Raw genomic sequence first — 21869 nt, forward strand, 5'->3', positions numbered from 1 at the left:
TGCTTCGGCTCGGCCTACTCCGAGTAGTACGTCGCGTCCTGCCGGTCGAGCGTGGTGCTCACCGGCTGGATGTACATCAAGTTCTCGTAGTGCCGGATGTAGCGGCCCGGGAAGTTGTACGACTCGAAGGAGACACCGCTCGCGGAGTCGGCGAGGCCCGCGCGCCGCGAGAAGGTGGCGTCGTTCCTGAAGGTGGCCGAGCCGTCGTTCTTCTCCACCCACAGCTCGTAGTTCTTGTGGCGCAGGTAATAGCCGGGGAAGTTCGCCGACTCCAGGGAGACGGTGCCGCTGCCGGACAGGCCGGCGACGACGCGGAACTGGGAGTCGGCGAGGTTGGTGACGTTCGGTTCGAGCTTCGCCCGGTACTCCCAGTGGCGGATGAAGCGGTCGGGGAAGTTGTACGAGGAGAAGCGGACCGGGGTCACACCGTCCGCGACCGGGATGCCGAAGTTGGGTGTGCCGTCGGCGTTCCAGTACAGCTTCTGGTATCGGGTGCGCCGGTTGGGGTCGTTGAGCGGGTCGCCGCTGATGTCCTTGTAGCTGCGGTCGTGGTAGACGAGTACGTCCGACTTGCCGTCCTCGGAGACGGTGAAGGTGTTGTGGCCCGGCCCGTACTGCCCGGTGGCGTCGTTGCTCCTGAAGACCGGCTGCGAACTCTTCGCCCAGGACGCCGGGTTGAGCAGATCGGCCGAGGCGGAGGCGGTCAGCAGACCGAGGCAGTAGTTGGCGTCGGTGGCGGCGGCGGAGAACGCCATGAAGACCTTGCCGCCCCGCTGGATGACGGCCGGGCCCTCGTTGACGCGGTGGCCTACCGTCTCCCAGGCGTGCGTCGGCGTGGAGATCCGTACCGGAGTGCCGGAGATGGTCCACGGGTTGGACAGCTTCGCGAGATAGAGGTTGGTGCCGCTGCCCACGGCCGGATCGTTCTGCGCCCAGCTCAGATAGCGGCTGCCGCCGACGACGAAGGTGGTCGCGTCGAGCGAGAAGGTGTCCAGCGGCAGGGCGATACGCCCCTTCTCGGTCCACGTCCCGGTCAGCGGGTTGGCGGAGCCGCTCTCCAGGACGTACGGCCGGATCTTCCAGATGTCGTTGGAGGCACCGGCGGCGAAGTAGACGTACCACCTGCCGTCGATGAAGTGGATCTCCGGCGCCCAGATGTGGGCGCCCATCTCACCGCTCGAGTGCTTGGTCCAGATGGTGGTCTCCGGGGCGGTGGAAAGGCCCTGGAGAGTGGTGGCCCGGCGCATCACGATGCGGTCGTACGCGGGCACGGTGGCGGTGAAGTAGTAGTAGCCGTCGGTGTGTTTGTGGATGTGCGGGTCGGCGCGCTGCAGGGCGATCGGGTTGGTGAAGGTCACGGCGGGCGAGGCGGGGGCGGCGGCGTGGGCGGGGCCGCCCGCGGCCAGTACGGCCGGCCCGGCGGCCATCGCGGTGGCCGCCCCGGCAAGGAAGGTTCTGCGTCTCATGAGGGTCTCCCGATCAGGCGGTGGTCAGGCGGTGGTGGGCTGGAGGCGCCACTGCTGGCAGTTGTTGTTGAGCCAGGTCCACTGGCGTACGTCGGTGCCGTTGGCGGTGCCGCAGTTGGCGACGTCCATGACCTTGCCGGTGGCGGCGCTGACGATCCGCACGTAGTCACCGCCGAGGTAGACCATGCGGAATTTCTGGCAGTTGTTGTTCAGCCAGGACCACTGCCGGACGTCGGCGCCGTCGGCGGTGCCGCAGTCGGCGATGTCGGCGACCTTGCCGGTGGCGACGTTGACGAGGCGGCTGGTGTCGTCGGCGCGGTCCTCGATGCGCCACTTCTGGTTGGCCCCGCCGTTGCAGGTCCACTGGAAGATGTTGGCGCCGTCGGCGGTGCTGCCGCCGTTGACGTCGAGGCACTTGCCGCTGTTGCGGTTGACGATGGTGTAGGCGGTCGGGGTCGTGGCCGTCTCACCGGAGGGGCCGGGCATCGTCGCGCCGAGGGCGGCCGGGGTGCCGAAGTTCGGAGTGCCGTCGGCGTTCCAGGTGAACTTCTGGGCGCGGGTCGTACGGCCGTTGTCGCAGCCGTCGCCCGCCGCGTCGTTGGCGTGGTAGACGATCCAGTTCTCCGTGCCGTCGGGCGAGGTGAAGAACCCGTTGTGGCCGGGCGCGTAGACCCCGTTCGCGTCGTTGCGCTGGAAGACCGGTGTCTGCTTCTTGGTCCAGGAGGAGGCGAGGAGCGGGTCGGAGCCGGTCAGCTCCAGCTGGCCGAGCTTGTAGTCGGGGCCCCAGCAGGCGCTCGCGGAGTAGACGAGGAAGGTTCGTCCGTTGCGGTAGAGCGGCTCCGGGCCCTCGTTGACCGTGCCGCCCTGGGTCTCCCAGCTCAGCGTCGGGCTGGAGATCACCGTGAAGTTGTTGCCGGCGAGCGTGTACGGGTTGGTGAGCGGCGCGATGACGAGGCTCTGCTTGCTGCCGCCGACGAAGCCGCTGCCGACCAGGTACAGCCTGTTGTTGTGCCTCAGGACGCTGGCGTCGATGAGCCAGCCGCCCGGGGTGAGGTTGGAGCCGGTGAGGGTGTTCTTGTAGGTGTACGGCCCCATCGGGTCGGACCCGGCGCTCTCCAGGACGTGGGTGCGCTGGTCGTCGCAACAGGCGACGTCGCGCGGCCCGGCGGAGTAGTAGAGGTACCACTTGCCGTTGACGAAGTGGATCTCCGGCGCCCACATGTTCCAGTTGCGGCTGCTGTTGCTGTCCGACCACACCTGCACGCTGGGCGCGGTGTTCAGCCCGCCGAGCGTCGGCGACTTGCGCATGGTCAGCTCACCGGTGAACGAGGTCGTCACCAGGTAGTAGTTGCCGTTGTAGTACTCCAGCCAGGGGTCGGCGCCTTTCTGCGCCTTGACGGGGTTGGTGTACGGCCGGCCTTCGGCGGCGGCCCCGGGCTGAGCGGTGACGAGCGATCCCAACAGGGCCAGTAGCGCCGCCCCGATGATGAACCAGTGGCGTGTGCGGAACACGGTAAGTCCCTTCTGGGGGCGGCAGGTTGGGCGTCAGCCCGGACGACAGTGCGTTCGAGATCGCGAACACTGTGCGTAACTTCGACCAGAAGGTAAAGGTGGGGCGGACGGAGCGTCAATGGATGCGACGGGTTTGGTTTCGATCAGTTTTCAGGAGCATGACGGCTTTCCGGGGCGTGACCGCTCTCTGGGATGTGAGGGTCACTTTTTTTGTTATCGCCCGCGGCCCCGCCCGTCTCCTGTCCGTACGCCTACGCATCGGCACGCACCCCACCCCTGAGGACCGAAGCCGTGAAAGCAGAGATCAACCGCCGGAGCATGCTGAAGATCGCCGGTACGGCCGCGGGCGCGGCAGCCATCGGCGCCGCCGTCCCCGCGACCTCCGCGTCAGCGGCAGGCACGGCGTTCGCGCACCCCGGACTGCTGCACACCCGAGCCGACCTCGACCGCATGGCCGCCAAGGTGAAGGCGGGCGCAGCCCCCTACACGGCGGGTTTCGCCAAGCTCACCGCCAACCGCCACTCGCAGAGCACATGGCTGCCCAACCCGCAGGCGACCGTGATCCGGGGAGGGGATGGTGCCCAGAACTACGGGATCCTCTACCGCGACATCCACGCCGCGTACCAGAACGCGCTGCGCTGGAAGATCACCGGCGACACCGCACACGCCGACACCGCGCGGGACATCTGCAACGCCTGGTCGGGGACGCTGCAGTCCATCGGCGGAGGCTCCGAAGTCGTGCTCCTGGCGGGCATCTACGGGTACCAGTTCGCCAACGCCGGCGAGATCATGCGCGGCTACCCCGGCTTCGACCTGGCCCGTTTCCAGGACATGCTGGTCAAGTACTTCTATCCGACGAACCACGACTTTCTGAACCGCGACACCAAGTGCATCAACCACTACTGGGCGAACTGGGACCTGTGCTCCATGGCCTCGATCATGGCCATCGGGATCCTCTGCGACGACCGGGCCAAGTTCAACGAGACGGTGGACTACTTCCACAACGGCGCGGGCAACGGCTCGCTGGCCAACGCGATCCCCTACGTCTACGACGACGTGGGCCTGGCCCAGTGGCAGGAGAGCGGGCGCGACCAGGCCCACAGCCTGATGGGCATCGGCCTGATGGGCACCATCTGCGAGATGGCCTGGAACCAGGGCGTCGACCTCTACGCCGCGGACGACTCCAAGTTCCGCAAGGCGTGCGAGTACGTCGCCCGGTACAACCTCGGCCACGACGTGCCGTACACCACCAACATCTGGAAAAACGGCGCGCACTGCGTGGAAACGAAGCAGACCGTCATCTCCGAAGGCGGCCGTGGCCATGAGCGCCCGGTCTGGGAGCAGGTCTACCACCACTACGCCAACAGGCGCGGCATGGCCATGCCGAACACCGCCGACATGGTGGCCCGCATCAGGCCCGAGGGCGGTGGCGGCGACTACGGCCCCAACAGCGGCGGCTACGACCAACTGGGCTTCGGCACCCTGGCGTTCACCCGAGACCGCTCCACCAAGCCGGAGGCCCCCGCCTCCCCGCCGGCGTCGCCTTCCCCCGCGTCCGGCTCCGGCTCCGGTGCCGCGCCCGCCACACCCTCCCCCTCGTCCAGCCCTCAGGGCGGCAGGGACGGCGACCTCGCCGCCACCGGCTCCTCGGACCTCCCGGCCTGGACCGCCGCCACCGGCCTCACCGCCGTCGCGGGCGGCCTGCTCCTCCTGCGGCGCCGCGCCCGCGCGAACCGCGACGCCTGAGCGCTCCGCTGGAAGGCCGGTTCGAAACTGCGGGTTCGTTGTGGCTGGTCACTCCCCCACTCTCGGCTGCGCTCGAGCGGGGGGACCCCATCACGGCGGAGCCGCACATGTCACAGCCCCGCGTCCCTGAAGGGGCGTGGTACGCACCGGACTCCCCAAGGCCGCGTACTGGACACGTCGTTCACGCGCGTGCCCGCGGACGCGCCCGGCAAGGTGCCCACGGGCTACGGCTTCTGGTGCAACGCCTGGCCGGAGAACCCCGCGTGGAAGTTCGTCGCGGTCGGCCTCGGCAACGACGTCCCCTACTGGACCGAGTTCCTGCGCGCCCTCGCCGAGATCGACCCTGACATGGCGGTCAACATCGAGCACGAGGACGCGGCGTACTCGCAGACGGAGGGGCTGGCGCTGGCAGCGAAGAACCTGCATGGTGCGGCGGCGGGGCTGTAGCCCACCCCTGGTCACGAGCCAGGAGGTAGATGCCGCGCCCAACAATCTACCAGGAACCTGTACAGAATCCTGACTCGATTTCGGGGTAGAATCCTGTCATGCGAGTACCTGAGATCGTCACAGTGAGCGATGCCCGCAGTGGACTGTCGCGGATACTGACCGAACTGTCCGAGGCCGGCCCGGAGGCGGAGCCGGTATTGATCGGCGCTCATCGCAAGGCGCAAGGTGTGCTGCTCTCGATCGAGGCATACGAGAACCTGACGGGCCGCGCCTCTCGCCGGGAGGCAGCCGAATCCGCCACGGGCTCCCTCGCCGCCGAGGGCCTCCGGCCGACCCCTGCCTCCGACCAGGACGCCGAGGCCTACGTGCGCGGCACTCTGTCGGCCGAGGAGATGGCTGCCCGCGCCCTGGCCCGCCATCGTCCCGAGTCTCACCAGGAAGCTGGATGAACGACCCGTACGTCCAGCCGAACGGCGTCCTGCGGAACCGTCTCGGCATCACCGATGCCGCCACCCTCGCCACCGCCGAGGCCGATATCACACGTGCCCGGATTCTCCAGGTCGATGAGCACCCTCCGCCAGGGGACTTCGACTTGGCCCACCTACGTCGTTTCCACGCCTCGATCTTCAGCGATCTGTACGACTGGGCGGGCGAACTGCGCACGGTGGACATAGCCAAGCGCACCCCGTTCTGCCCGCTCCAACACCTGCCCGCCTCCGATCACAGGCTCTCACTCCGCGAGAGTCACTGGAACTCGTCGAAGGGTTGCTGGGATCGCCATGAACAACGCTGAGTCCTCGACCGTCGCATCCGGCCGCGTCTGGTTCAAGAGCAGCTACAGCGGAGCCGAGGGCGGCGAGTGTGTAGAGGTCGCGGCCAGTACGGCTGCTGTGCACGTCCGGGACTCCAAGGCCGCCGCCGGGCCCGTCGTATCGGTGTCGCGCGAGGCCTGGGCGGGGCTCGTCGGGTTGGCCTCGTCAGGACCGGGCGCCTGACGCTCGTACGATCGCGAGAGCCCCGTCGGTCCACGTACGTTCGGACCGGCGGGGCTCTCCCGTCCTGCAGCAGCACGGAGCCCGCCCTCCTTGGGGAAGCAGGGCTCACCGCTCAGTCAGAAGAGTCGTCGGGCGTTGCCGGACAGGAACAGCTCGGTGGCCTCCTCATCCAGGCCCAGCTCACCGAGGTGTTCCAGCGCTTGGCCAGGGGTGATCATGGGGTAGTTGGTGCCGAACAGCACCTTCCTGCGGCCCCGGCCGCGCAGGTAGTCGACCAACTCGCGTGGATAGCGGCGGACGGTGTAGGCGCTGGTGTCGATGTAGACATTGGCGTGCTTGTCGGCCACCGCAATCATCTCGGTGGTCCACGGGTAGCCAATGTGTCCGCACACGATGGTCAGCTCGGGGAAGTCAAGCGCGACTTGGTCGATGTAGGGGATGGGACGGCCGGTCTCGGACGGGCGCAGCGGGCCGGTGTGCCCGACCTGTGTGCAGAAGGGGATGCCGAGGTCGACGCAAGCTGCGTACAGCGGGTAGTACAACCGGTCGGTGGGCGGGAGCTGCCACAGCCAGGGCACGACCCGCAGGGCAACGAAGCCGAGTTCCTGCACAGCCCGGCGCAGTTCCCGCACGGCATGAATCGGCCGCGTGAGGTCCGCGCCGGCCACCCCCCGCAGCCGTCCGTCGGACTGGGCGACGAACTCGGCCACTTCGTCGTTGCTGATCAGCGGCCCTTGCGGCCCGTACCAGGCCGCTGACAGCCCAATCTCGACCCCACCTGCGGCCATCGCGGCCAGTGTGGTCTTGACCGGCAACGGCTCCTTCAGCAGCCCCTGGCCAGTCCATCGACGCAATGACTCAAACATCTCGTGGTTGGAGTGACGGAGCGTTGGGTGCTGCATCCACGCATCGATGACTGGCATCAAGTTCCCTGCCTCTGCTGGCGCCATCGGTTGTCCTGCACCGAAGTCGCTAAGCGATCGCTTACAGCGACCGTAGCCGGTGTGCATTGCCCACAGCCATCGTTTGAGTGTGCAGTCAAAAGGCGCGCCTGGCTTACAGGTCGGCTACGACAAGCCGGTAGCCGGCATCGAGAGCTTCGCGGTCGAGCAGGTCGGCATGGCGTTGGTGCCACCGGCCGGAAGACAAGTCGTCGGACAGCCGGGCCAAGCCTGGCTGGATGACGTCGTCGCAGGTCTGGGCGAACATCGAGATACCCGCCCGGACTTCCGGATCGAGGTACGCATCGGGTCGGCGCCAGAATGCGGCGAGGAATCCGTCGGTGCAGTCGTGCGGGATGGGGACGGTCTCGACGCGGGCGCCTCCCAACAGCGTGACCAGGCGGTTGAGGCCGACGGCTCGTGTGTCGTCGAACGCGGCTGCCTCGGGCAGGTACTCGTCCAGCAGCCAGAACCTGCGGCTGATGTCGTGGTCGAAGGTGAAGATGACGATCCGTTGCCGGGCGACGCGACGGAGTTCCCCGATGCCGGCTTCCAGGTCGCTCCAGTGGTGCACGGTCAGAAGGGCCATCACCGCATCGGCCGAGTCATCGGCGAGAGGGATCGACTCCGCGGATGCTTCCAGAGCCCGCGCGGATCCGGCCGGACGCTGGGCGATCATCACTGCGCTGGGTTCAACAGCCAGCACCGTTTGTGGCGGCTCGTAGGAGCCGGTGCCGGCTCCCACGTTGATCACGGTGGCAGCACCACCCAGGGCCTGATGGATCTTGGCGGCGATTCGGGGGTCCGGCCGTCGGGTGTAAGCGTAGGTCGCACCGATGCTGTTGTAAGTCGCCATGCCACGCAGTATGCGCGCCTCCCGCTGGCACCGGGAGGAGCGCGCAGCGGCGGTGATCCGCAGCACGACGCCTCCTCCGGTGGCCGCAGCAATCCGGGATTGGTACTGCCCTCGTTCCGTCGTATCCCGCACGCGACGAGGAACAAAGATCCTGCGCAAGACGTGCGCGGCATCGCCGACGGCCACGATGAACCCATCCCCTCCGCGGTGGACGACCCCGGCGTCATCGAGGTCCTGCGCCCTGTTCTCCGCCGCGCCGGTCACACCCCGTGAACGGCTGACTCACGGCCTTGCGGGAGGCACCGGAAAAAGCATGCAGCTACTGGTGGCATGGGCGAGCAGACGGTCCGCCGCGTCGACCAACTGCGCCTGAGCGAGGGCGGTTTGGCGGCCCTTGCTGACGACCGTGCCGATGGCGCGCACCGTGCCCGTCTCCACCGTGATCCGCCGCAGGAACTTCACCGTCAGATCGAGTGAGGTGTACGCCATGCCCTGCGGGAGGGTGGACTGGACGGCGCAGCCCGCCGCCGAGTCGAGCAGGGTGGCGAAGATGCCGCCGTGCACGCTGCCGATCGGGTTGTAGTGCTCCTCCCCCGGCGTCAGGGAGAAGACCGCCCTGCCGGGCTCCACCTCGTCCAGGGCGAAGTCGATGGTGTAGTTGATGGGTGGCCCCGGCAGCCGCCCCGCATGCAGCTCGCGCAGGAAGTCGATGCCGGCCATGCGCCCGGCGGCCTCCGCCGAGATCGCGGGATCTTCCCAGTTGTACGTACGTGTTCGTCCCACGACCGAGGCCTTCCCCTCTGACTTTTGCAAGTGAAGCTAACCTCTGCCCATCTGACTGTCAATGGCGAAGCCAGGCCCGTACGATGGCGGAATGGAGTGGCTTGAGGCGAGCACGGAGAACTGCCCCGTCCAGCGCACGCTCGACGTGGTCGGAGAGAAATGGACGCTGCTGATCCTGCGTGACGCCGTCAACGGCGTCCGCCGCTTCGACGACTTCCACCGCCACATCGGCCTGTCGGAAGCCGTCCTCAGCGACCGCCTCCGAAAGCTGACCTCGGCCGGCATCCTGAAGACCGTCCCCTACCAGGAGCCCGGCAGCCGCTCCCGCAACGAGTACCGCCTGACCCGCAAGGGCTGGGACCTGTGGCCCGTCCTGATGGCGCTGAGCCAGTGGGGCGAGACGTACGCCCTCGGCCCCGAAGGCCCCGTACTGGACGTTCGCCACACCGACTGCGACGCCCCGGTCCGCGTCGTCGTCGAGTGCTCCGCGGAGCACTCCGCCCTCACCCCTGGGGAAGTGACTGCCCAGCTGGGACCTGGTGCCCGCCTCAGGTCCTGATGGTCGTGTGGTCTGGATGGGCAGAGCAGTGCATGACAACGGAGGTGCGCACCAGTGCAATCGGCAGGCGGCTCGAAGAGGGTCACCATCGCCGACGTCGCGCGCAGTGCGGGCGTGTCCACCTCAGCGGTGTCGAAGGTGCTGCGCAACGCCTATGGGGCGAGCCCGCGATGCGTGAGCGGGTGCAGACGGCCATGTCCGAGCTGGGCTACCGCCCGCACGCCGCCGCCCGGGGCATGCGCGGCCGCACTGTCGGCCTCCTCTGCCCTCAGCGACCACGGCCGATAGCAGCCAATGGGCTGATGGGCTGTGCGGTGGACCGGGGTACGAGCGTCTGGTCCCGGTGGATCGGGCCCGACAGGCCGGACAAGGGCAGGCCGGTTCTCTGGTTGCCTGCGGCGACGATCTCCGCGGTGATGGAGACAGCCGTCTCCTCGGGTGTACGGGCACCGAGGTCGAGGCCGATCGGGGAGTGCAGGCGGGTCAGCTGTTCCTCGGTCACGCCCGCCTCTCGCAGGAGGCATAGGCGTTCGTCGTGGGTGCGCCGGGATCCCATCGCGCCGATGTAGCCGACCGGGACGCCGAGGGCAAGGCGCAGCAGGGGGATGTCGAACTTGGCGTCGTGGGTGAGGACGCAGATGGCGGTACGGGGGCCCACGGACGTGCGCTCCAGATAGCGGTGAGGCCAGTCGACGACGACCTGGTCCGCGTACGGGAAGCGGGCCGCGGTGGCGAAGACGGGCCGGGCGTCGCACACGGTGACCCGGTAGCCCAGAAAGGCCCCGGCCTGGCTTAGGGCGGCGGCGAAGTCGACCGCGCCGAAGACCAGCATGCGGGGGCGGGACGCGTGGACGTGAACGAGGACGGTCAGCGGTTCGGGGCAGCCGTCCCCGTTCCCGCCGACCGCGACCCGGGCGGTGCGGCCCGCGCGCAGTAGGGCCCGGGCTTCGTCCGTCACCAGCCGGTCCGCCGACCCGTCGTCCAGGGTGCCGTAGGTCATGCTGCCGTCGGCGAGGACGCTCAGGGTGGCGCCGAGAAGGTCGTCAGGGCCGTCGACGACCTGTGCCACGGCTGCGGGCCGGCCCTCAACGACCTCGCCCAGGGCAGCCGCGAGATGTGGTCCGTCGGACCGGTCGACGCGCTGTACGAATACGTCGAGTTCGCCGCCGCAGGTGAGCCCGACGGCGAAGGCGTCGTCGTCGGAGTAGCCGAACCAGGCGCGCTGAGGGGCACCCCCGTCCTTGAGCACCTGACGGCACAGCTCGTACACGGCACCCTCGACGCAGCCGCCGGAGATGCTGCCGACCGCGTTGCCGTCCGCGTCCACCGCGACCGAGGTCCCGGTCGGCAGGGGTGCGCTGCCGTGCACGTCGACGACGGTGGCCAGGGCGAAGGGGCGGGCTTCGCAGCACCAACGGTGCAGTGTGTCCGCGATGTTCAGCATGAACAGGTCCTTCGTGCAAAGGGGTGGGGGCGGGCCGCCGCCACGCCGCCGGAGATCGCTCTACGCGGCGGCGGCCCTGGAAGGTCCGGCAGGGGGAAACGGGGGTCAGCTGCCGGACGGAAAAAGCGGTGTGCACTCCGGTCGGTGAGCCGCCCCCCGACCGGAGCGCGGGGCGTCAGAGCAACGCCTCGGCCGTTATGGGCAGTTCGCGGACCCGGCGGCCGGTGGCGTTGAAGACCGCGTTGGCGATGGCGGGCGCCACGCCGCAGATCACGAGCTCGGCAAGGCCCTTCACGCCGAGCGGGTCGGCCTCGTAGTCCTCCCCGTCGAGGTAGATCGCCCTGAGGTCGGGGATGTCGGCGTTGACCGGGACCAGGTAGTCGGCGAGGTTGGCGTTGACGATCCGGCCGTCGCGGTGATCGGTCACCGTGTGCTCGAGCAGGGCCGCCCCGATGCCGCCCACCATGCCGCCGATCGCCTGGCTGTCCGCCAGCTTGGGGCTGATGATGCGGCCCGCGTCGTACACGGAGAGCATCCGCCGCACCCGCACCAGGCCCAGCGTCGCGTCCACCGCCACCTCGGTGAAGGTCGCGCTGTAGCCGCTGATGGAGAACCGCTCGCCCCTCGGCGGGGAAAAGGAGGTGTCCGCTTCCAGGCGGGTGCGGTCGTTGCGGGTCAGCAGCCGCTGGTACGACTCGCCGCGCGCCGGATTCCCCTGCACGTGCAGTCGGCCGCCCTGGACCACGATGTCGTCGGCCGACACCCCGTGCAGCGGCGATTTCTCGTCCTCGACGGCCAGTTGGATCGCCTGCCGCCGGAGCTTGTTGCAGACGTCGAGGGTGGCGGAGCCGACGCTCGCCATCGTCTGTGAACCGCCGTGCGGCGGGGTCCGCGGGTAGCGGGAGTCGCCGAGCCGGTAGTCGACCGCGCGCACGGCCAGCCCCAGCGCGTCAGCGGCTACCTGGGTCTGGGAGGTGTACGTGCCCGGGCCCATGTCGCTGGTGGCGGACTCGATCACCGCCGTGCCGTCGGCGTTCAGGCGGCCCCGGGAGTCGGCCGGGGCGACCGCCGTGTGGTACACGCCCGAGGCCATGCCCAGGCCGATCAGCCAGTCGCCGTCACGCGTCGACCGCGGCTTCGGGGTGCGCCGGTCCCAGCCGAACTCGCGGGCGCCGACCGTGTAGCACTCGCGCAGCCGGCGCGTGGAGAAGGGCAGGTTGTTCGACGGGTCATCGGCCGGCTCGTTGCGCCGGCGCAGCTCGACCGGGTCGATGCCGAGCTCGTGGGCGAGTTCGTCCATGGCGGACTCGACGGCGAAGACCCCCGTGGCGGCGCCGGGTCCGCGCATCCAGATCGGGCTGTTCACGTCCAGCGGCACCGTCCGATAGGCCTGGCGGACGTCGGGCGTGATGTAGAGCATCTGCCCGGGCGTCATGACGGCTTCGGTGAACGTCTCGTACGACGAGGTCTCCGAGTCGATCCTTTGGTCCGTGGCGACCAGGCGGCCGCGCCGGTCGCTGCCGACACGCATCCGGTACTCGTAGGCAGGCCGGAAACCGGTGCCGAAGTACATCTGCTTGCGGGTCAGGACCAGCTTGACCGGACGGCCGGTCTCGCGGGCGGCCAGCGCGGCGACCACGGTGTGCGGCCAGCCGCGCAGCCCGCTGCCGAAGCCGCCCCCGACGAAGGGATTGACGACCCGCACGGCGTCCAACGGCACATCGAACACCGTGGAGAGTTCGGTCTGCGTGCCCAGTACCCACTGCGTTTTGTCCCACACGGTGAGCCGGTTGCCGTCCCAGCGGGCGATCGTGGCGTGCGGCTCCATAGGATTGTGGTGCTCACGCGCCAGGCGATACGTCGCGTCCAGCCGCACGTCCGCGTCGCGCAGCCCGGCTGCCGCGTCACCGCGTGTGTAGTTGTCCGGCTCACCCGGCTCGCCGTCGGCGAGGTCCGTCGTGGGCCGCTCGACGTCGTACTCGACCTTCACCAGGCTCGCGCCGTGCTGCGCAGACTCCAGGGTGGTGGCCACCACGACGGCGACCGGCTGACCGTGGAAGAGCACCCGGTCGTCCTGGAAGACCCGCAACCTGCGGCCGGGGGGATTGTTCGACGTGGGCGACATGGGGTTGTCGCGGTACGGCAGCGTCGGCGCGTTGCCATTGTGGATCACCCGCAGTACGCCCGGGACGGCTTCGGCGGCGCCCGTGTCGACGCCGGTGATACGGCCGCGCCCGATGCTCGCGTCGACAATGACCGCGTGCACCACCCCGTCTATGTCGAACTCGGCGGCATACTGCGCCTCGCCCGTGACCTTCAGCCGCCCGTCCACCCGGGACAGCGGCGCACCCACGGCTGCCTGCGGCTGGGGGCTCACCTTGTACCTCCTACGATGCGCAGCTGACGTGCGACGGTCCGTTTGAGCAGTTCGACCTTGAAGCGGTTGCCCTCCAGTGGGCGGGCCCCCTCCGCCGCCTGCTCTGCGGCGGCTGTCCACAGGGCGTCCGAGGGGCGTTCGCCGATGAGGGCTCGCTCGACGGCGGGCAGCTTCCACGGCACGGTGCCCACTCCCCCGGCGGCGACCTTGGCCTCGCGGATCACCCCGCCGCGCACGTGCAGCGCGACGGCCGCCGAGGTCAGGGCGAACTCGTACGACTGACGGTCGCGCACCTTCAGATAGCCGGACTTCAGCGGACGCGGAAGGGCGGGAACCTCCACCGCCGTGATCAACTCGCCCTGGCGAATGGCGTGTTCGCGGTTGGGCGAGTTGCCGGGCCGCAGCAGGAAGCCGGCGAAAGGCACCCTGCGCTCCCCGTCCGGGCCGAGCAGGTGCACGGTCGCCTCCAGGGCGGCGAAGGCCACGGCGACGTCGGAGGGGTGGGTGGCCACGCAGGACTCGGAGGCGCCGAGGATCGCGTGCATGCGGTTGAAGCCGTGCAGGGCAGCACAACCGGATCCCGGCTCGCGCTTGTTGCAGTCGGCGGTCACGTCACGGAAGTACGTGCACCTGGTGCGCTGCATGATGTTGCCGCCGATGGTCGCCATGTTCCGCAGCTGGGCGGACGCGCTCAGCTCCAGGGCCTCGGAGACGACCGGGAACAGGGAGCGCACCTTGGGGTGGGCGGCGGTCTCGCCCATGCGCACCAGGGCGCCGATGCGCAGCCCGCCGCGCTCGGTGACTCCGACCTCGCGCATCGGCAGGTCACTGATGTCGACCAGGGTCTCGGGACGCTCGACGGTCTCGCGCATCAGGTCGATGAGGGTGGTGCCGCCGGCGATGTAACGGCCGCCTCGGCGGCCCGCGTTGAGGGCCTCACGGGTGTTCGTGGCCTTGGTGAAGGAGAAGGGATGCATGTTTGCGGCTCCTCACTTCCGGCCGGCGGTCTGCTCGACCGCCCGCACGATTTTCACGTAGCAGCCGCAGCGGCAGATGTTGCCGCTCATCCACTCCCGGATCTCCTCCGGCGAACCGGTGTGCCCCTCCTTGATGCAGCCCACTCCGGACATGATCTGGCCGGGGGTGCAGTAGCCGCACTGGAAGGCGTCCTCGTCCATGAACGCCTGCTGCAGCGGGTGCAGTTCGTCGCCGTCTGCCAGGCCCTCGATCGTGCTGACCTCGGCACCCTCCAGCCGTACCGTCAGCGTCAGGCAGGAGTTGACCCGACGCCCGTCGACCAGGACCGTGCACGCACCGCAGGCCCCGGCGTTGCAACCCTTCTTGGAACCGGTCAGTCCGAGTTGCTCACGCAGCAGATCCAGCAGCGACGTCCGGTTGTCGACCGTCACCGTCCGCCGGCTGCCGTTGACCGTCAGGGAAACACGGCTGGAAGGCGCCGCCTCGGCGCCGGCCGCCTCCTCCGGGCCGCCAAGAGAGGATCCTCCGATCACACCCCCCGCGACGACGGCTCCGCCGGCCACGGTACTGGTGGCGATGAAGGTACGCCGAGTGGGCGCCGACAGGGACTCGCCGGCCCCTGTGGGGGGTGGGACAGACTCAGGGAGTTCATCAATGGGCATGCTTACGCCTTCGCTTCACGGTCGGAATCAGCCGCACAGAGCGGTACGGCGAGAGGCGAGATCGTCATCGCCGCAGGACCTTTACAACCGCGCGCCCTGGAGGCCGCGTCCGGTCAACCGGAAGCCTGCCATCACCATCGCGTCCGTAACAGGGAAAGTTTTCTCCCCCCATCCAACTCGCAGGCTGCTTGCCCTACTTGAGCGACAGTGGGCTTCTCGTAGGGGGGTGGTCATTGGTCTTTCTCATAGAGAGTGACTACACATGCCCCGCCCAGGCCTATGTTGTGCTGGAGCGCCGTCGTCGCGTCCTCGACCTGGCGGGAGCCGGCTTGGCCGCGCAGCTGCCAGACGAGTTCGGCGCACTGGGCGAGGCCGGTCGCGCCCAGGGGATGTCCCTTGGAGAGCAGGCCTCCGGAGGGGTTGACGACCACCTGGCCGCCGTAGGTGTTGTCGCCGTCGAGGACGAACTTCTCACCGGTGCCCTCTGGGGTGAGGCCGAGGGCTTCGTACGTGATCAGCTCGTTGGCCGTGAAGCAGTCGTGCAGCTCGACGACGCCGATGTCCTCCGGCCCGCAGCCGCCGGCTTCGTACACCTGCCGGGCGGCCTCGCGGGTCATGTCGTAGCCGACCACCCGCATCATGTCCGTCGAGCCGGAGGTACCGAAGCTGGTCGGCGAATCGCTGGTCATGGCCTGGGCGCGTATGACGACGGGACTTCGCACGCCGTGCCGGCGGGCGAAGTCCCGACTGCAGAGCACGGCTGCCGCGGCCCCGCAGGTGGGCGGGCAGCACTGCAGCCGGGTCAGGGGCCCGTAGATGTGCGGCGAGGCGAGGACCTCGTCCTCGGTGACGGGGGTGCGGAAGACCGCGTACGGATTGCCTGCCGCGTGGCGGCGGGCCTTGACCGCGATCTTGGCGAAGGTGGCGGGACTGGTGCCGTAGGTGTCGGCGTAGGCGATACCGGCGCCTCCGAAGAGCTGGGCGGCGACCGGTATCCCGTCGTCGAAGCCCTGCAGTTCGGTCATGCGGTCGAGGAAGCGGTGCAGGGGGTCGGGACGGTCGTCCCAGATGCGGCCCAGGGCACCGGGACGCATCTGCTCGAAGCCGACGGCCAGCACGCAGTCGGCGGCGCCGGAGGCGACGGCCTGACGGGCGAGCCAGAGGGCGGAGGATCCGGTGGCGCAGTTGTTGTTCACGTTCACGACGGGGATTCCGGACAGGCCGAGGGAGTAGAGCGCGGACTGGCCGGCTGTGGAGTCCCCGTAGACGTATCCGGCGTAGGCCTGCTGTACGGCTTCGTACGGAATCCCGGCGTCGTCCAGCGCTGCCCGGGCGGCATGCTCGGCCATGACGGGGTAACTCTCGCTTCTGCCGGGCTTGCTGAACGGGATCATGCCGACCCCGGCCACCCGCACCTTGTCAGCCATGCGAACCCCTGTGCAGCAAGCGGGATCTGACGTCGCCTTTGAGGACCTTGCCGACCTTCGACCGGGGGAGGTCCGACCACACCTCGACCTGCTTGGGGGCCTTGACGCCGCCGATGCGGGCCTTCACGAAGGCGCGCATCTCGCCGTCGGTGACGCTCTGTTGAGGGTGGAGCTGCACGACCGCCGTCACCCGCTCCCCCCACTTGTCGTCCGGTAGTCCTACGACCGCGCAGTCCTGGACGGCCGGGTGCTCCATCACCGCCTGCTCGACTTCGGCGGAGTAGACGTTGAAGCCGCCGCTGATGATCATGTCCTTCGCGCGGTCGACGATGAAGAGGTAGTTGTCGGCGTCGAGGTAGCCGATGTCCCCGGTGTGGTGCCAGCCGTGCCGGGAGGCCTCCTCGGTGGCCGACGGGTTCTTGTAGTAGCCCGCCATCACCAGGGAGCCGCGCACCACGATCTCGCCGCGCTCGCCGGGCGGCAGCAGTCGGCCCGCGCTGTCCATGATGGCGACGGTCACCAGCGGGGCAGGGCGCCCGGCGGAGGTGAAGCGCTCGACGGCGAGCGAGCCGTCGGCGTGGAAGTGGTCCTCGGGCGCCATCGTCGAGATCATCATCGGCGCCTCGGACTGGCCGAAGAGCTGTGCCATCACCGGGCCGATCCGGTCGATGGCCTCCGCCAGCCGGGCCGCCGACATGGGGGCCGCGCCGTACCAGAGGCAGCGCAGCGACGTCAGGTCGGTGGACGCCAGGTCGGGGTGGCCGAGGAGCATGTAGATCAGGGTCGGGGGCAGGAACGTGTGGGTGACGCGGTGGCGTTCGATCTGCGCGAGGAAGTCGGTGAGGTCGGGGGCCGGCATGATGACGATCTCGCCGCCGAGGGTCATGACGGGGAAGCACAGCACCCCGGCCGCATGGGTCAGCGGGGCAAGTGCCAGGTAGACCGGGCGGGTGCCGAAGGGGTAGCTCATCAGGGTCAGCGCCGACATCGTCTCGATGTTCCGGTCGGTGAGCATGACGCCTTTGGGGCTGCCGGTGGTGCCGCCTGTGCCCACGAGCATGACGGTGTCGTCGGCCGGCGATGCCTCCCACGGCTCGGCGGGCACGTCCTCCAGCCAGCGGGCGAAGGGCGTGGCCAGGGCCGGGGATCCGTCCGGGGACCCATCCGGGGACCCATCCGGGGACCCGTCCGCGGATCCGTCCGCGGATCCGTCTAGGCAGACCAGCGTGGTCAACTTCGGCAGGTCCGGGAGGATCTTCGCGACCAGGGGGGCGTACGCCTCCTGGAAGATCAGGCAGGTGCAGTCGAAGAGGTCCAGCAACTCCCGGTTCTCGGCGGCTTCGTTGCGGGGGTTGACCGGGCACCACACGGCGCCCGCCCGGGAGATGCCGAAGACGCAGGAAAAGGCGGTGGAATCGTTGGCGGACAGGACTGCCACCTTGTCCCCCGGCCGTACGCCTGACCGGTCCAGGGCTCGGGTCACCCGCCAGGACAGTTCCTGGACCTCGCCATAGGTGAGGGTGCGGTCCCCTGTGGTGAGGCAGGGCGCTCCGGGGCCCAGGGAGGCGCCCTTGTCGAGGTAGTCGGTCAGACGCACGGCAGCACCCTTCAGCTGTGGACGGTGAGTACCGGGTCGAGTACGAGCCCGAAACTCTTGAGTACGCCGAGCAGTTCACGGTGACCGAAGGCCTGGCAGGCCGAGGCCAGGCCGGCGCGCCGGGGCGGCTGCTGCAGCAGTGAGTACGCGGCGTACGCCTGGAGCAGCCCGGTCTGCTTGTAGTTGCTGTTGCCGTGGATCACGCAGTGGGCGCGGCCCAGCGGGCCCGAGGCGTGGACGGAGTCCACCGAGGTGTTGATACGCGGGTTCTCGCGGGGCGGCAAGCCGGCCTGGACGGAGGCGGCCACCTCGGCGAGGGCGGTGTCCTGCTGGTCGGCCGGCAGGGTCTTGATCTGCGACTCGACCATCTTCACCGTGTCGGCGACGCCCTGCATGACGGTGCGGTCCGTGACCCCGCCGAGCACCCTGCAGGTCGCCACCCTCGGGTCGTTCTTGAACCACACGGGGTGGCTGGTGCCGCCCCACGGCAAGGCCAGCGCCGTTTCATGCTGTCCGGGGACGGCGACTTCGACGGCGGTGAGCGGGTCCCACTTCTTGTACTGGTTCTCCTCCAGGTAGTGCCAGTCGGCCTTCAGGATGGTGAAGATCGTCTGCGTCGAGGCGTACGTCGGGAATCCCTTCCACAGCACGAGGATGTCGAGGGTGTCCAGTCCGGGGGTCTCCAGGCAGATGTTGGCCGCGATCTCCCCGGTGGTGTACATCTGCGCGACGCCTGGTGAGAGCAGGAGACCCTTCTCGGCGTACTGGTCGCCCCACCGTGCCTGAGCGTCGAGGACCCAGTCCTGCTCCCCGGTGGTGTCGATGTAGTGGCAGCCGGCCGCGAGCGCGGCCTCCACGACCTCCGGCCCGTACTTGATGAACGGGCCGACCATGTTGCTCACGACCTTGGCGCCGCGGAAGAGCTCGGTCAGCGGTCCGACCGCGTGCTCGACCTCGACGACCTCGTGGTCCACGGTCTCGATACCGGGGACCTTGTCGAGGACTTCCTGGATGCGCGCCTTGTCGCGTCCGGCGGCGATGAAGGGGACGTTGTACTCGCGGAGGTACTCGCAGACGAGGCGGCCGGTGTAGCCGGAGGCGCCGTAGACGACGACGGGCTTGTCATTGCTCATGGTCATGCGTCCTTTCGGAGGAGGGAGGGGCCAGAGGAGCCGAGGGGCCCGTCACATGCCCATGCCGCCGTCGACCGGCAGGCCGGCGCCGGTGATGAAGCGGGCGCCGTCGGAGGCGAGGAAGACCACCGCGTCGGCCATGTCGGCGACCTCGCCGAGCCGGCCGAGCGGGGTGAGGCCGATGACGTCGCCGACGGCCGCCTCCGCGCTGGGCCAGAGGCCGAGCGCTTCCATGTCGGCCGCGAGCTTGGCGCCCATTTCGGTCGGTACCAGTCCGGGATAGACGCAGTTGACGCGTACGCCGTAGCCGAGCTTTCCGGATTCCAGCGCGGCCACCCGGGTGAGCCGGTCGACCGCCGACTTCGTCGCGGCGTAGCCCGCGATGCCGGGGAACGGGATGGTGGCCGCGACCGACGAGATGTTGACGACCGCACCGCCACTGCCGGCCGGCCCGTCGGGGCGCATCGCGCGGAACGCGTGCTTGACGCCGAGCGCCGTCCCGAGGATGTTCACCTCCAGCATCCGGCGGACGTCGGCGGGGTCGAGGTCGACGACGAGACCGGAGATCTCGACTCCGGCGTTGTTGACGACGATGTCCAGGCCGCCCAGCTCGGCGATCGTCTGCGAGACGGCCGATTCCCAGCTCGCGTCCTCGGTCACGTCGAGCGAGACGAACCCGGCGGTGGCGCCGGACTCCCTCAGCGCATCGGCCGTCGCCTTGCCCAGTTCGTCCTGGATGTCGCCGATGACGACGGCGGCGCCGGCGCGGGCAAGCGCCTCGGCCATCCCGGCACCCAGTCCGCGGGCACCGCCCGTCACCAGGGCCTTGCGTCCGGTCAGGTCGTACACACTCATGGAACATCTCCTCATTGAGATGGCTGCACTGCGTGACAGCGCCGCACGCTCAGCCGCAGAGGCGCAGGCCGGCAGCCCGGACCGTGGGACGCAACGCCAGCGTAGGCACTTCTTGACAGTCGTCAAGACTTTCTTGGACGGTTGTCAAGATTTTTGCCGGGGCGGGTCACGGGCCGCGATAACCTGATGCGGGACCCGCACGGTGCGGGCGAGCGGAAGGGCCGACGTAGGCGGGGAGACATGCTGTGACCCAGGTCGTGGGCAAGAACCAGGAACGGATCTCCCGGCGGCAGGTCGACAAGTTCGCCGAGCGGCGGGCACAGCTCGCCGCGTCCGCGCTGCGGACCCTGTCCGAGCTCGGCTATGCCCGTACGAGTCTGCGCGAGATCGCCCAGAACTCCGAGTTCTCCCATGGCGTCCTGCACTACTACTTCCGCGACAAGGTGGAGCTGATCACCTACTGCGTACGGCAGTACAAGGCGGAGTGCGTCACCCGCTACGACCAGATAGTCATCACCGCCGGCTCGGCCGAGGAACTCAAGCACGGCTTCGCCACGGCGATGGCCGGCACGTTGCGTGAGGACGCGACGATGCACCGGCTGTGGTACGACCTGCGGAATCAGGCCTTGTTCGAGGAGTCGTTCCGAGACGACGTCCTCGAGATCGACCAGAGCCTGGAACAGATGATCTGGCGCATCGTCAGCCAGTACGCGGAACTCGCCGGCTCACCCGCCGCAGCCTCCCCCGCGGTGGCGTACGCACTCTTTGACGGGCTGTTCCAGCAGGCACTGCTCAGGCACCTGACCGGTCACGACGGTGCCCTGTCCGATCTGCAGGCGGGTGTGGAACAGCTCTTGGAGCGGTTGGTCACCTACGCGTGAGCCCCAGGCGCGCGTGAGCCCGGCGCCCTCGAACCGGGGGCGGTCCGAAGCCTTCGCGGCAGCTTCCCACCGGCCCACCCATGCGTCACTCAGAGCAATCATCCTGTTGCTCATGTTTTCCATACTATGGCTCACTTGAGTTTGCTCGGCACGAGCAACCTCGAAAGGTGAATCATGCCAGGCTTCGTAGGCCGCAATTCCGAGCTGACCGCGCTGAACCGCCACCTCGCCTGGGTGTGCGAGGGTCGCGGCGATCAGCGCGGCCGGGCCCTGCTGCTCCGCGGCCGACGCCGGGTCGGGAAGTCGCGGCTCGTAGACCTCTTCTGTGAGCGCGCCAAGGTGCCGTACGTCGTCCACCAGGCCACCCGCGGCGAGGACGCCCAACGGGAACGGGCCCGCTTTCTCGCCGAGGTCCGGGACTCCTCACTGCCGGACACCACCCTCCTAACCGGCGTCACGACAGTCACCGAATGGGACACAGCCCTGCGTCAGCTCGCGGCGGTACTCATGGACGACGCCCCCAGCGTCGTCGTCCTGGACGAGCTGCCCTGGATGCTCGAAGGCGACCCGGTCCTGGAGGGCACCCTGCAGACCGTGTGGGACCGGGTGCTGAGCCACAAGCCCGTGCTTCTCGTCCTCATCGGCAGTGACCTGGCGATGATGGAGCAGCTCTCCGCCTATGGCCGCCCCTTCCACCAGCGCGGGGTCGAGATGGTGCTGGCGCCCCTCTCGCCCGCCGAGGTCATGGCGATGACCGGGCTCCCGGCCGCGGAGGCCTTCGACGCCCATCTGATCACCGGCGGCCTCCCGCTCATCTGCCAGGAGTGGCAGGAGGGCGAGAGCTGCACCGACTTCCTCGCTCGCGCACTCGACGACCCCACCTCGCCCCTCCTCGTCTCGGCCGAGCGGGCACTGGCCGCCGAGTTCCCCACTGCCCTCCAGGCCAGGCACGTGCTTTCCGTGATCGGCAGCGGCGAGCGGACCTTCGGGACGATCGCCGCGAAAGCGGGGGCTGCCGACCGCCCCCTCCCACCCGGCTCGCTGAACCCCGCCCTGCGCACCCTCGCCGGCAAACGACTCGTCGCCGTAGACACCCCTCTCTCCACCCAGCCCGGAGACCGCGACCGCCGTTACCGAGTCGCCGATCCCTACCTCCGTTTCTGGCTCGCCTTCCTGGAGCAGGGGATCCCGGAGATCGAGCGAGGGCGCA

At 69.0% G+C, this 21869-nt stretch carries 21 protein-coding genes and 1 pseudogene; 9 read left to right on the forward strand and 13 right to left on the reverse strand.

From position 1 onward, the window contains the following. Positions 1-14: 14 nt before the first annotated feature. On the reverse strand, positions 15-1427 hold the full coding sequence (locus ABD357_RS39330; RefSeq protein WP_344396274.1) for a family 43 glycosylhydrolase: 1413 nt from the start codon (positions 1425-1427) through the stop codon (positions 15-17). Positions 1428-1490: 63 nt separating this feature from the next. Continuing rightward, entirely contained in the window at positions 1491-2978 is a 1488-nt protein-coding gene (locus tag ABD357_RS39335) for a family 43 glycosylhydrolase (protein WP_344396195.1), read from the reverse strand. A gap of 291 nt (positions 2979-3269) precedes the next feature. On the opposite strand from ABD357_RS39335, the gene ABD357_RS39340 reads away from it, so the two are divergent. From ABD357_RS39340 to ABD357_RS39360, 5 genes are all read left to right on the forward strand, one after another. Beyond that, positions 3270-4724, forward strand: coding sequence for an alginate lyase family protein (locus ABD357_RS39340; RefSeq protein WP_344396196.1), 1455 nt, complete (start codon positions 3270-3272; stop codon positions 4722-4724). Positions 4725-4913: 189 nt separating this feature from the next. Further along, entirely contained in the window at positions 4914-5171 is a 258-nt protein-coding gene (locus tag ABD357_RS39345; protein ID WP_344396197.1) for a hypothetical protein, read from the forward strand. 98 nt (positions 5172-5269) lie between these two features. Next, the gene (locus ABD357_RS39350; RefSeq protein ID WP_344396198.1) at positions 5270-5620 is read left to right on the forward strand and encodes an antitoxin VbhA family protein; all 351 of its coding nucleotides are present in this window, start codon (positions 5270-5272) and stop codon (positions 5618-5620) included. Beyond that, positions 5617-5964 carry a Fic/DOC family protein gene (locus tag ABD357_RS39355; protein WP_344396199.1) on the forward strand — a complete coding sequence of 116 codons (348 nt, stop codon included), beginning with the start codon at positions 5617-5619 and terminating at the stop codon, positions 5962-5964. The genes ABD357_RS39350 and ABD357_RS39355 overlap by 4 nt, the downstream gene beginning before the upstream one ends. Continuing rightward, positions 5951-6166, forward strand: coding sequence for a DUF397 domain-containing protein (locus tag ABD357_RS39360; protein WP_344396201.1), 216 nt, complete (start codon positions 5951-5953; stop codon positions 6164-6166). Before ABD357_RS39355 ends, ABD357_RS39360 begins: the two co-directional genes overlap by 14 nt. A gap of 116 nt (positions 6167-6282) precedes the next feature. Here the strand turns inward: ABD357_RS39360 and ABD357_RS39365 are convergent, their stop codons facing one another. From ABD357_RS39365 to ABD357_RS39375, 3 genes are all read right to left on the reverse strand, one after another. Then, complete coding sequence (locus ABD357_RS39365) at positions 6283-7020, reverse strand: amidohydrolase family protein (protein WP_344396202.1); 738 nt, start codon at positions 7018-7020, stop codon at positions 6283-6285. Between the two features lie 202 nt (positions 7021-7222). Further along, entirely contained in the window at positions 7223-8227 is a 1005-nt protein-coding gene (locus tag ABD357_RS39370) for a class I SAM-dependent methyltransferase (RefSeq protein ID WP_344396203.1), read from the reverse strand. Positions 8228-8245: 18 nt separating this feature from the next. Then, a complete protein-coding gene (locus tag ABD357_RS39375; RefSeq protein ID WP_344396204.1) occupies positions 8246-8746 on the reverse strand; it encodes a PaaI family thioesterase in 501 nt (166 codons plus the stop codon). A 91-nt stretch (positions 8747-8837) separates the two neighbouring features. Here ABD357_RS39375 and ABD357_RS39380 point away from each other — a divergent pair, with 91 nt between their 5' ends. Continuing rightward, positions 8838-9305: a winged helix-turn-helix transcriptional regulator gene (locus ABD357_RS39380; protein ID WP_344396206.1), complete on the forward strand. Its 468-nt coding sequence runs from the start codon at positions 8838-8840 to the stop codon at positions 9303-9305. A 54-nt stretch (positions 9306-9359) separates the two neighbouring features. Continuing rightward, a pseudogene (locus tag ABD357_RS39385) lies at positions 9360-9568 on the forward strand (LacI family DNA-binding transcriptional regulator); the annotation flags it as partial. A 5-nt stretch (positions 9569-9573) separates the two neighbouring features. On the opposite strand, the gene ABD357_RS39390 reads toward ABD357_RS39385, so the two are convergent. From ABD357_RS39390 to ABD357_RS39425, 8 genes are all read right to left on the reverse strand, one after another. After that, positions 9574-10749, reverse strand: a complete 1176-nt coding sequence (locus tag ABD357_RS39390; protein WP_344396207.1) for an XdhC family protein — start codon at positions 10747-10749, stop codon at positions 9574-9576. A 175-nt stretch (positions 10750-10924) separates the two neighbouring features. Beyond that, entirely contained in the window at positions 10925-13126 is a 2202-nt protein-coding gene (locus ABD357_RS39395) for a xanthine dehydrogenase family protein molybdopterin-binding subunit (protein ID WP_344396208.1), read from the reverse strand. After that, positions 13123-14103: an FAD binding domain-containing protein gene (locus ABD357_RS39400; RefSeq protein WP_344396210.1), complete on the reverse strand. Its 981-nt coding sequence runs from the start codon at positions 14101-14103 to the stop codon at positions 13123-13125. The genes ABD357_RS39395 and ABD357_RS39400 overlap by 4 nt, the downstream gene beginning before the upstream one ends. Positions 14104-14115: 12 nt before the next feature. Beyond that, the gene (locus ABD357_RS39405) at positions 14116-14766 is read right to left on the reverse strand and encodes a (2Fe-2S)-binding protein (RefSeq protein ID WP_344396211.1); all 651 of its coding nucleotides are present in this window, start codon (positions 14764-14766) and stop codon (positions 14116-14118) included. A gap of 230 nt (positions 14767-14996) precedes the next feature. Beyond that, positions 14997-16193, reverse strand: a complete 1197-nt coding sequence (locus ABD357_RS39410; RefSeq protein ID WP_344396212.1) for a lipid-transfer protein — start codon at positions 16191-16193, stop codon at positions 14997-14999. After that, a complete protein-coding gene (locus ABD357_RS39415) occupies positions 16186-17790 on the reverse strand; it encodes an acyl-CoA synthetase (RefSeq protein WP_344396213.1) in 1605 nt (534 codons plus the stop codon). Before ABD357_RS39415 ends, ABD357_RS39410 begins: the two co-directional genes overlap by 8 nt. A gap of 11 nt (positions 17791-17801) precedes the next feature. Continuing rightward, a complete protein-coding gene (locus ABD357_RS39420; protein WP_344396214.1) occupies positions 17802-18923 on the reverse strand; it encodes a DUF5938 domain-containing protein in 1122 nt (373 codons plus the stop codon). 51 nt (positions 18924-18974) lie between these two features. Further along, positions 18975-19778 (reverse strand): SDR family NAD(P)-dependent oxidoreductase, encoded by an 804-nt coding sequence (locus ABD357_RS39425; RefSeq protein WP_344396215.1) that lies wholly within the window; start codon positions 19776-19778, stop codon positions 18975-18977. A 245-nt stretch (positions 19779-20023) separates the two neighbouring features. Between ABD357_RS39425 and ABD357_RS39430 the strand changes: the two genes are divergently transcribed. Beyond that, the gene (locus ABD357_RS39430; protein ID WP_344396216.1) at positions 20024-20659 is read left to right on the forward strand and encodes a TetR/AcrR family transcriptional regulator; all 636 of its coding nucleotides are present in this window, start codon (positions 20024-20026) and stop codon (positions 20657-20659) included. Between the two features lie 174 nt (positions 20660-20833). Further along, positions 20834-21869: AAA family ATPase (locus ABD357_RS39435; protein WP_344396217.1), on the forward strand; the 1036-nt coding region annotated here is incomplete at its 3' end.

This window comes from Streptomyces vastus, from assembly GCF_039532825.1.
GTDB lineage: Bacteria > Actinomycetota > Actinomycetes > Streptomycetales > Streptomycetaceae > Streptomyces > Streptomyces vastus.

What these genes read in the sequence shown, in the direction of transcription:
- ABD357_RS39405 (WP_344396211.1), bottom strand. Translation starts at nt 14,766, where the DNA reads ATGCCCATTGATGAACTCCCTGAGTCTGTCCCACCCCCCACAGGGGCC.
- ABD357_RS39360 (WP_344396201.1), top strand. Translation starts at nt 5,951, where the DNA reads ATGAACAACGCTGAGTCCTCGACCGTCGCATCCGGCCGCGTCTGGTTC.
- ABD357_RS39420 (WP_344396214.1), bottom strand. Translation starts at nt 18,923, where the DNA reads ATGAGCAATGACAAGCCCGTCGTCGTCTACGGCGCCTCCGGCTACACC.
- ABD357_RS39400 (WP_344396210.1), bottom strand. Translation starts at nt 14,103, where the DNA reads ATGCATCCCTTCTCCTTCACCAAGGCCACGAACACCCGTGAGGCCCTC.
- ABD357_RS39355 (WP_344396199.1), top strand. Translation starts at nt 5,617, where the DNA reads ATGAACGACCCGTACGTCCAGCCGAACGGCGTCCTGCGGAACCGTCTC.
- ABD357_RS39410 (WP_344396212.1), bottom strand. Translation starts at nt 16,193, where the DNA reads ATGGCTGACAAGGTGCGGGTGGCCGGGGTCGGCATGATCCCGTTCAGC.
- ABD357_RS39390 (WP_344396207.1), bottom strand. Translation starts at nt 10,749, where the DNA reads ATGCTGAACATCGCGGACACACTGCACCGTTGGTGCTGCGAAGCCCGC.
- ABD357_RS39350 (WP_344396198.1), top strand. Translation starts at nt 5,270, where the DNA reads ATGCGAGTACCTGAGATCGTCACAGTGAGCGATGCCCGCAGTGGACTG.
- ABD357_RS39380 (WP_344396206.1), top strand. Translation starts at nt 8,838, where the DNA reads ATGGAGTGGCTTGAGGCGAGCACGGAGAACTGCCCCGTCCAGCGCACG.
- ABD357_RS39425 (WP_344396215.1), bottom strand. Translation starts at nt 19,778, where the DNA reads ATGAGTGTGTACGACCTGACCGGACGCAAGGCCCTGGTGACGGGCGGT.
- ABD357_RS39330 (WP_344396274.1), bottom strand. Translation starts at nt 1,427, where the DNA reads ATGGCCGCCGGGCCGGCCGTACTGGCCGCGGGCGGCCCCGCCCACGCC.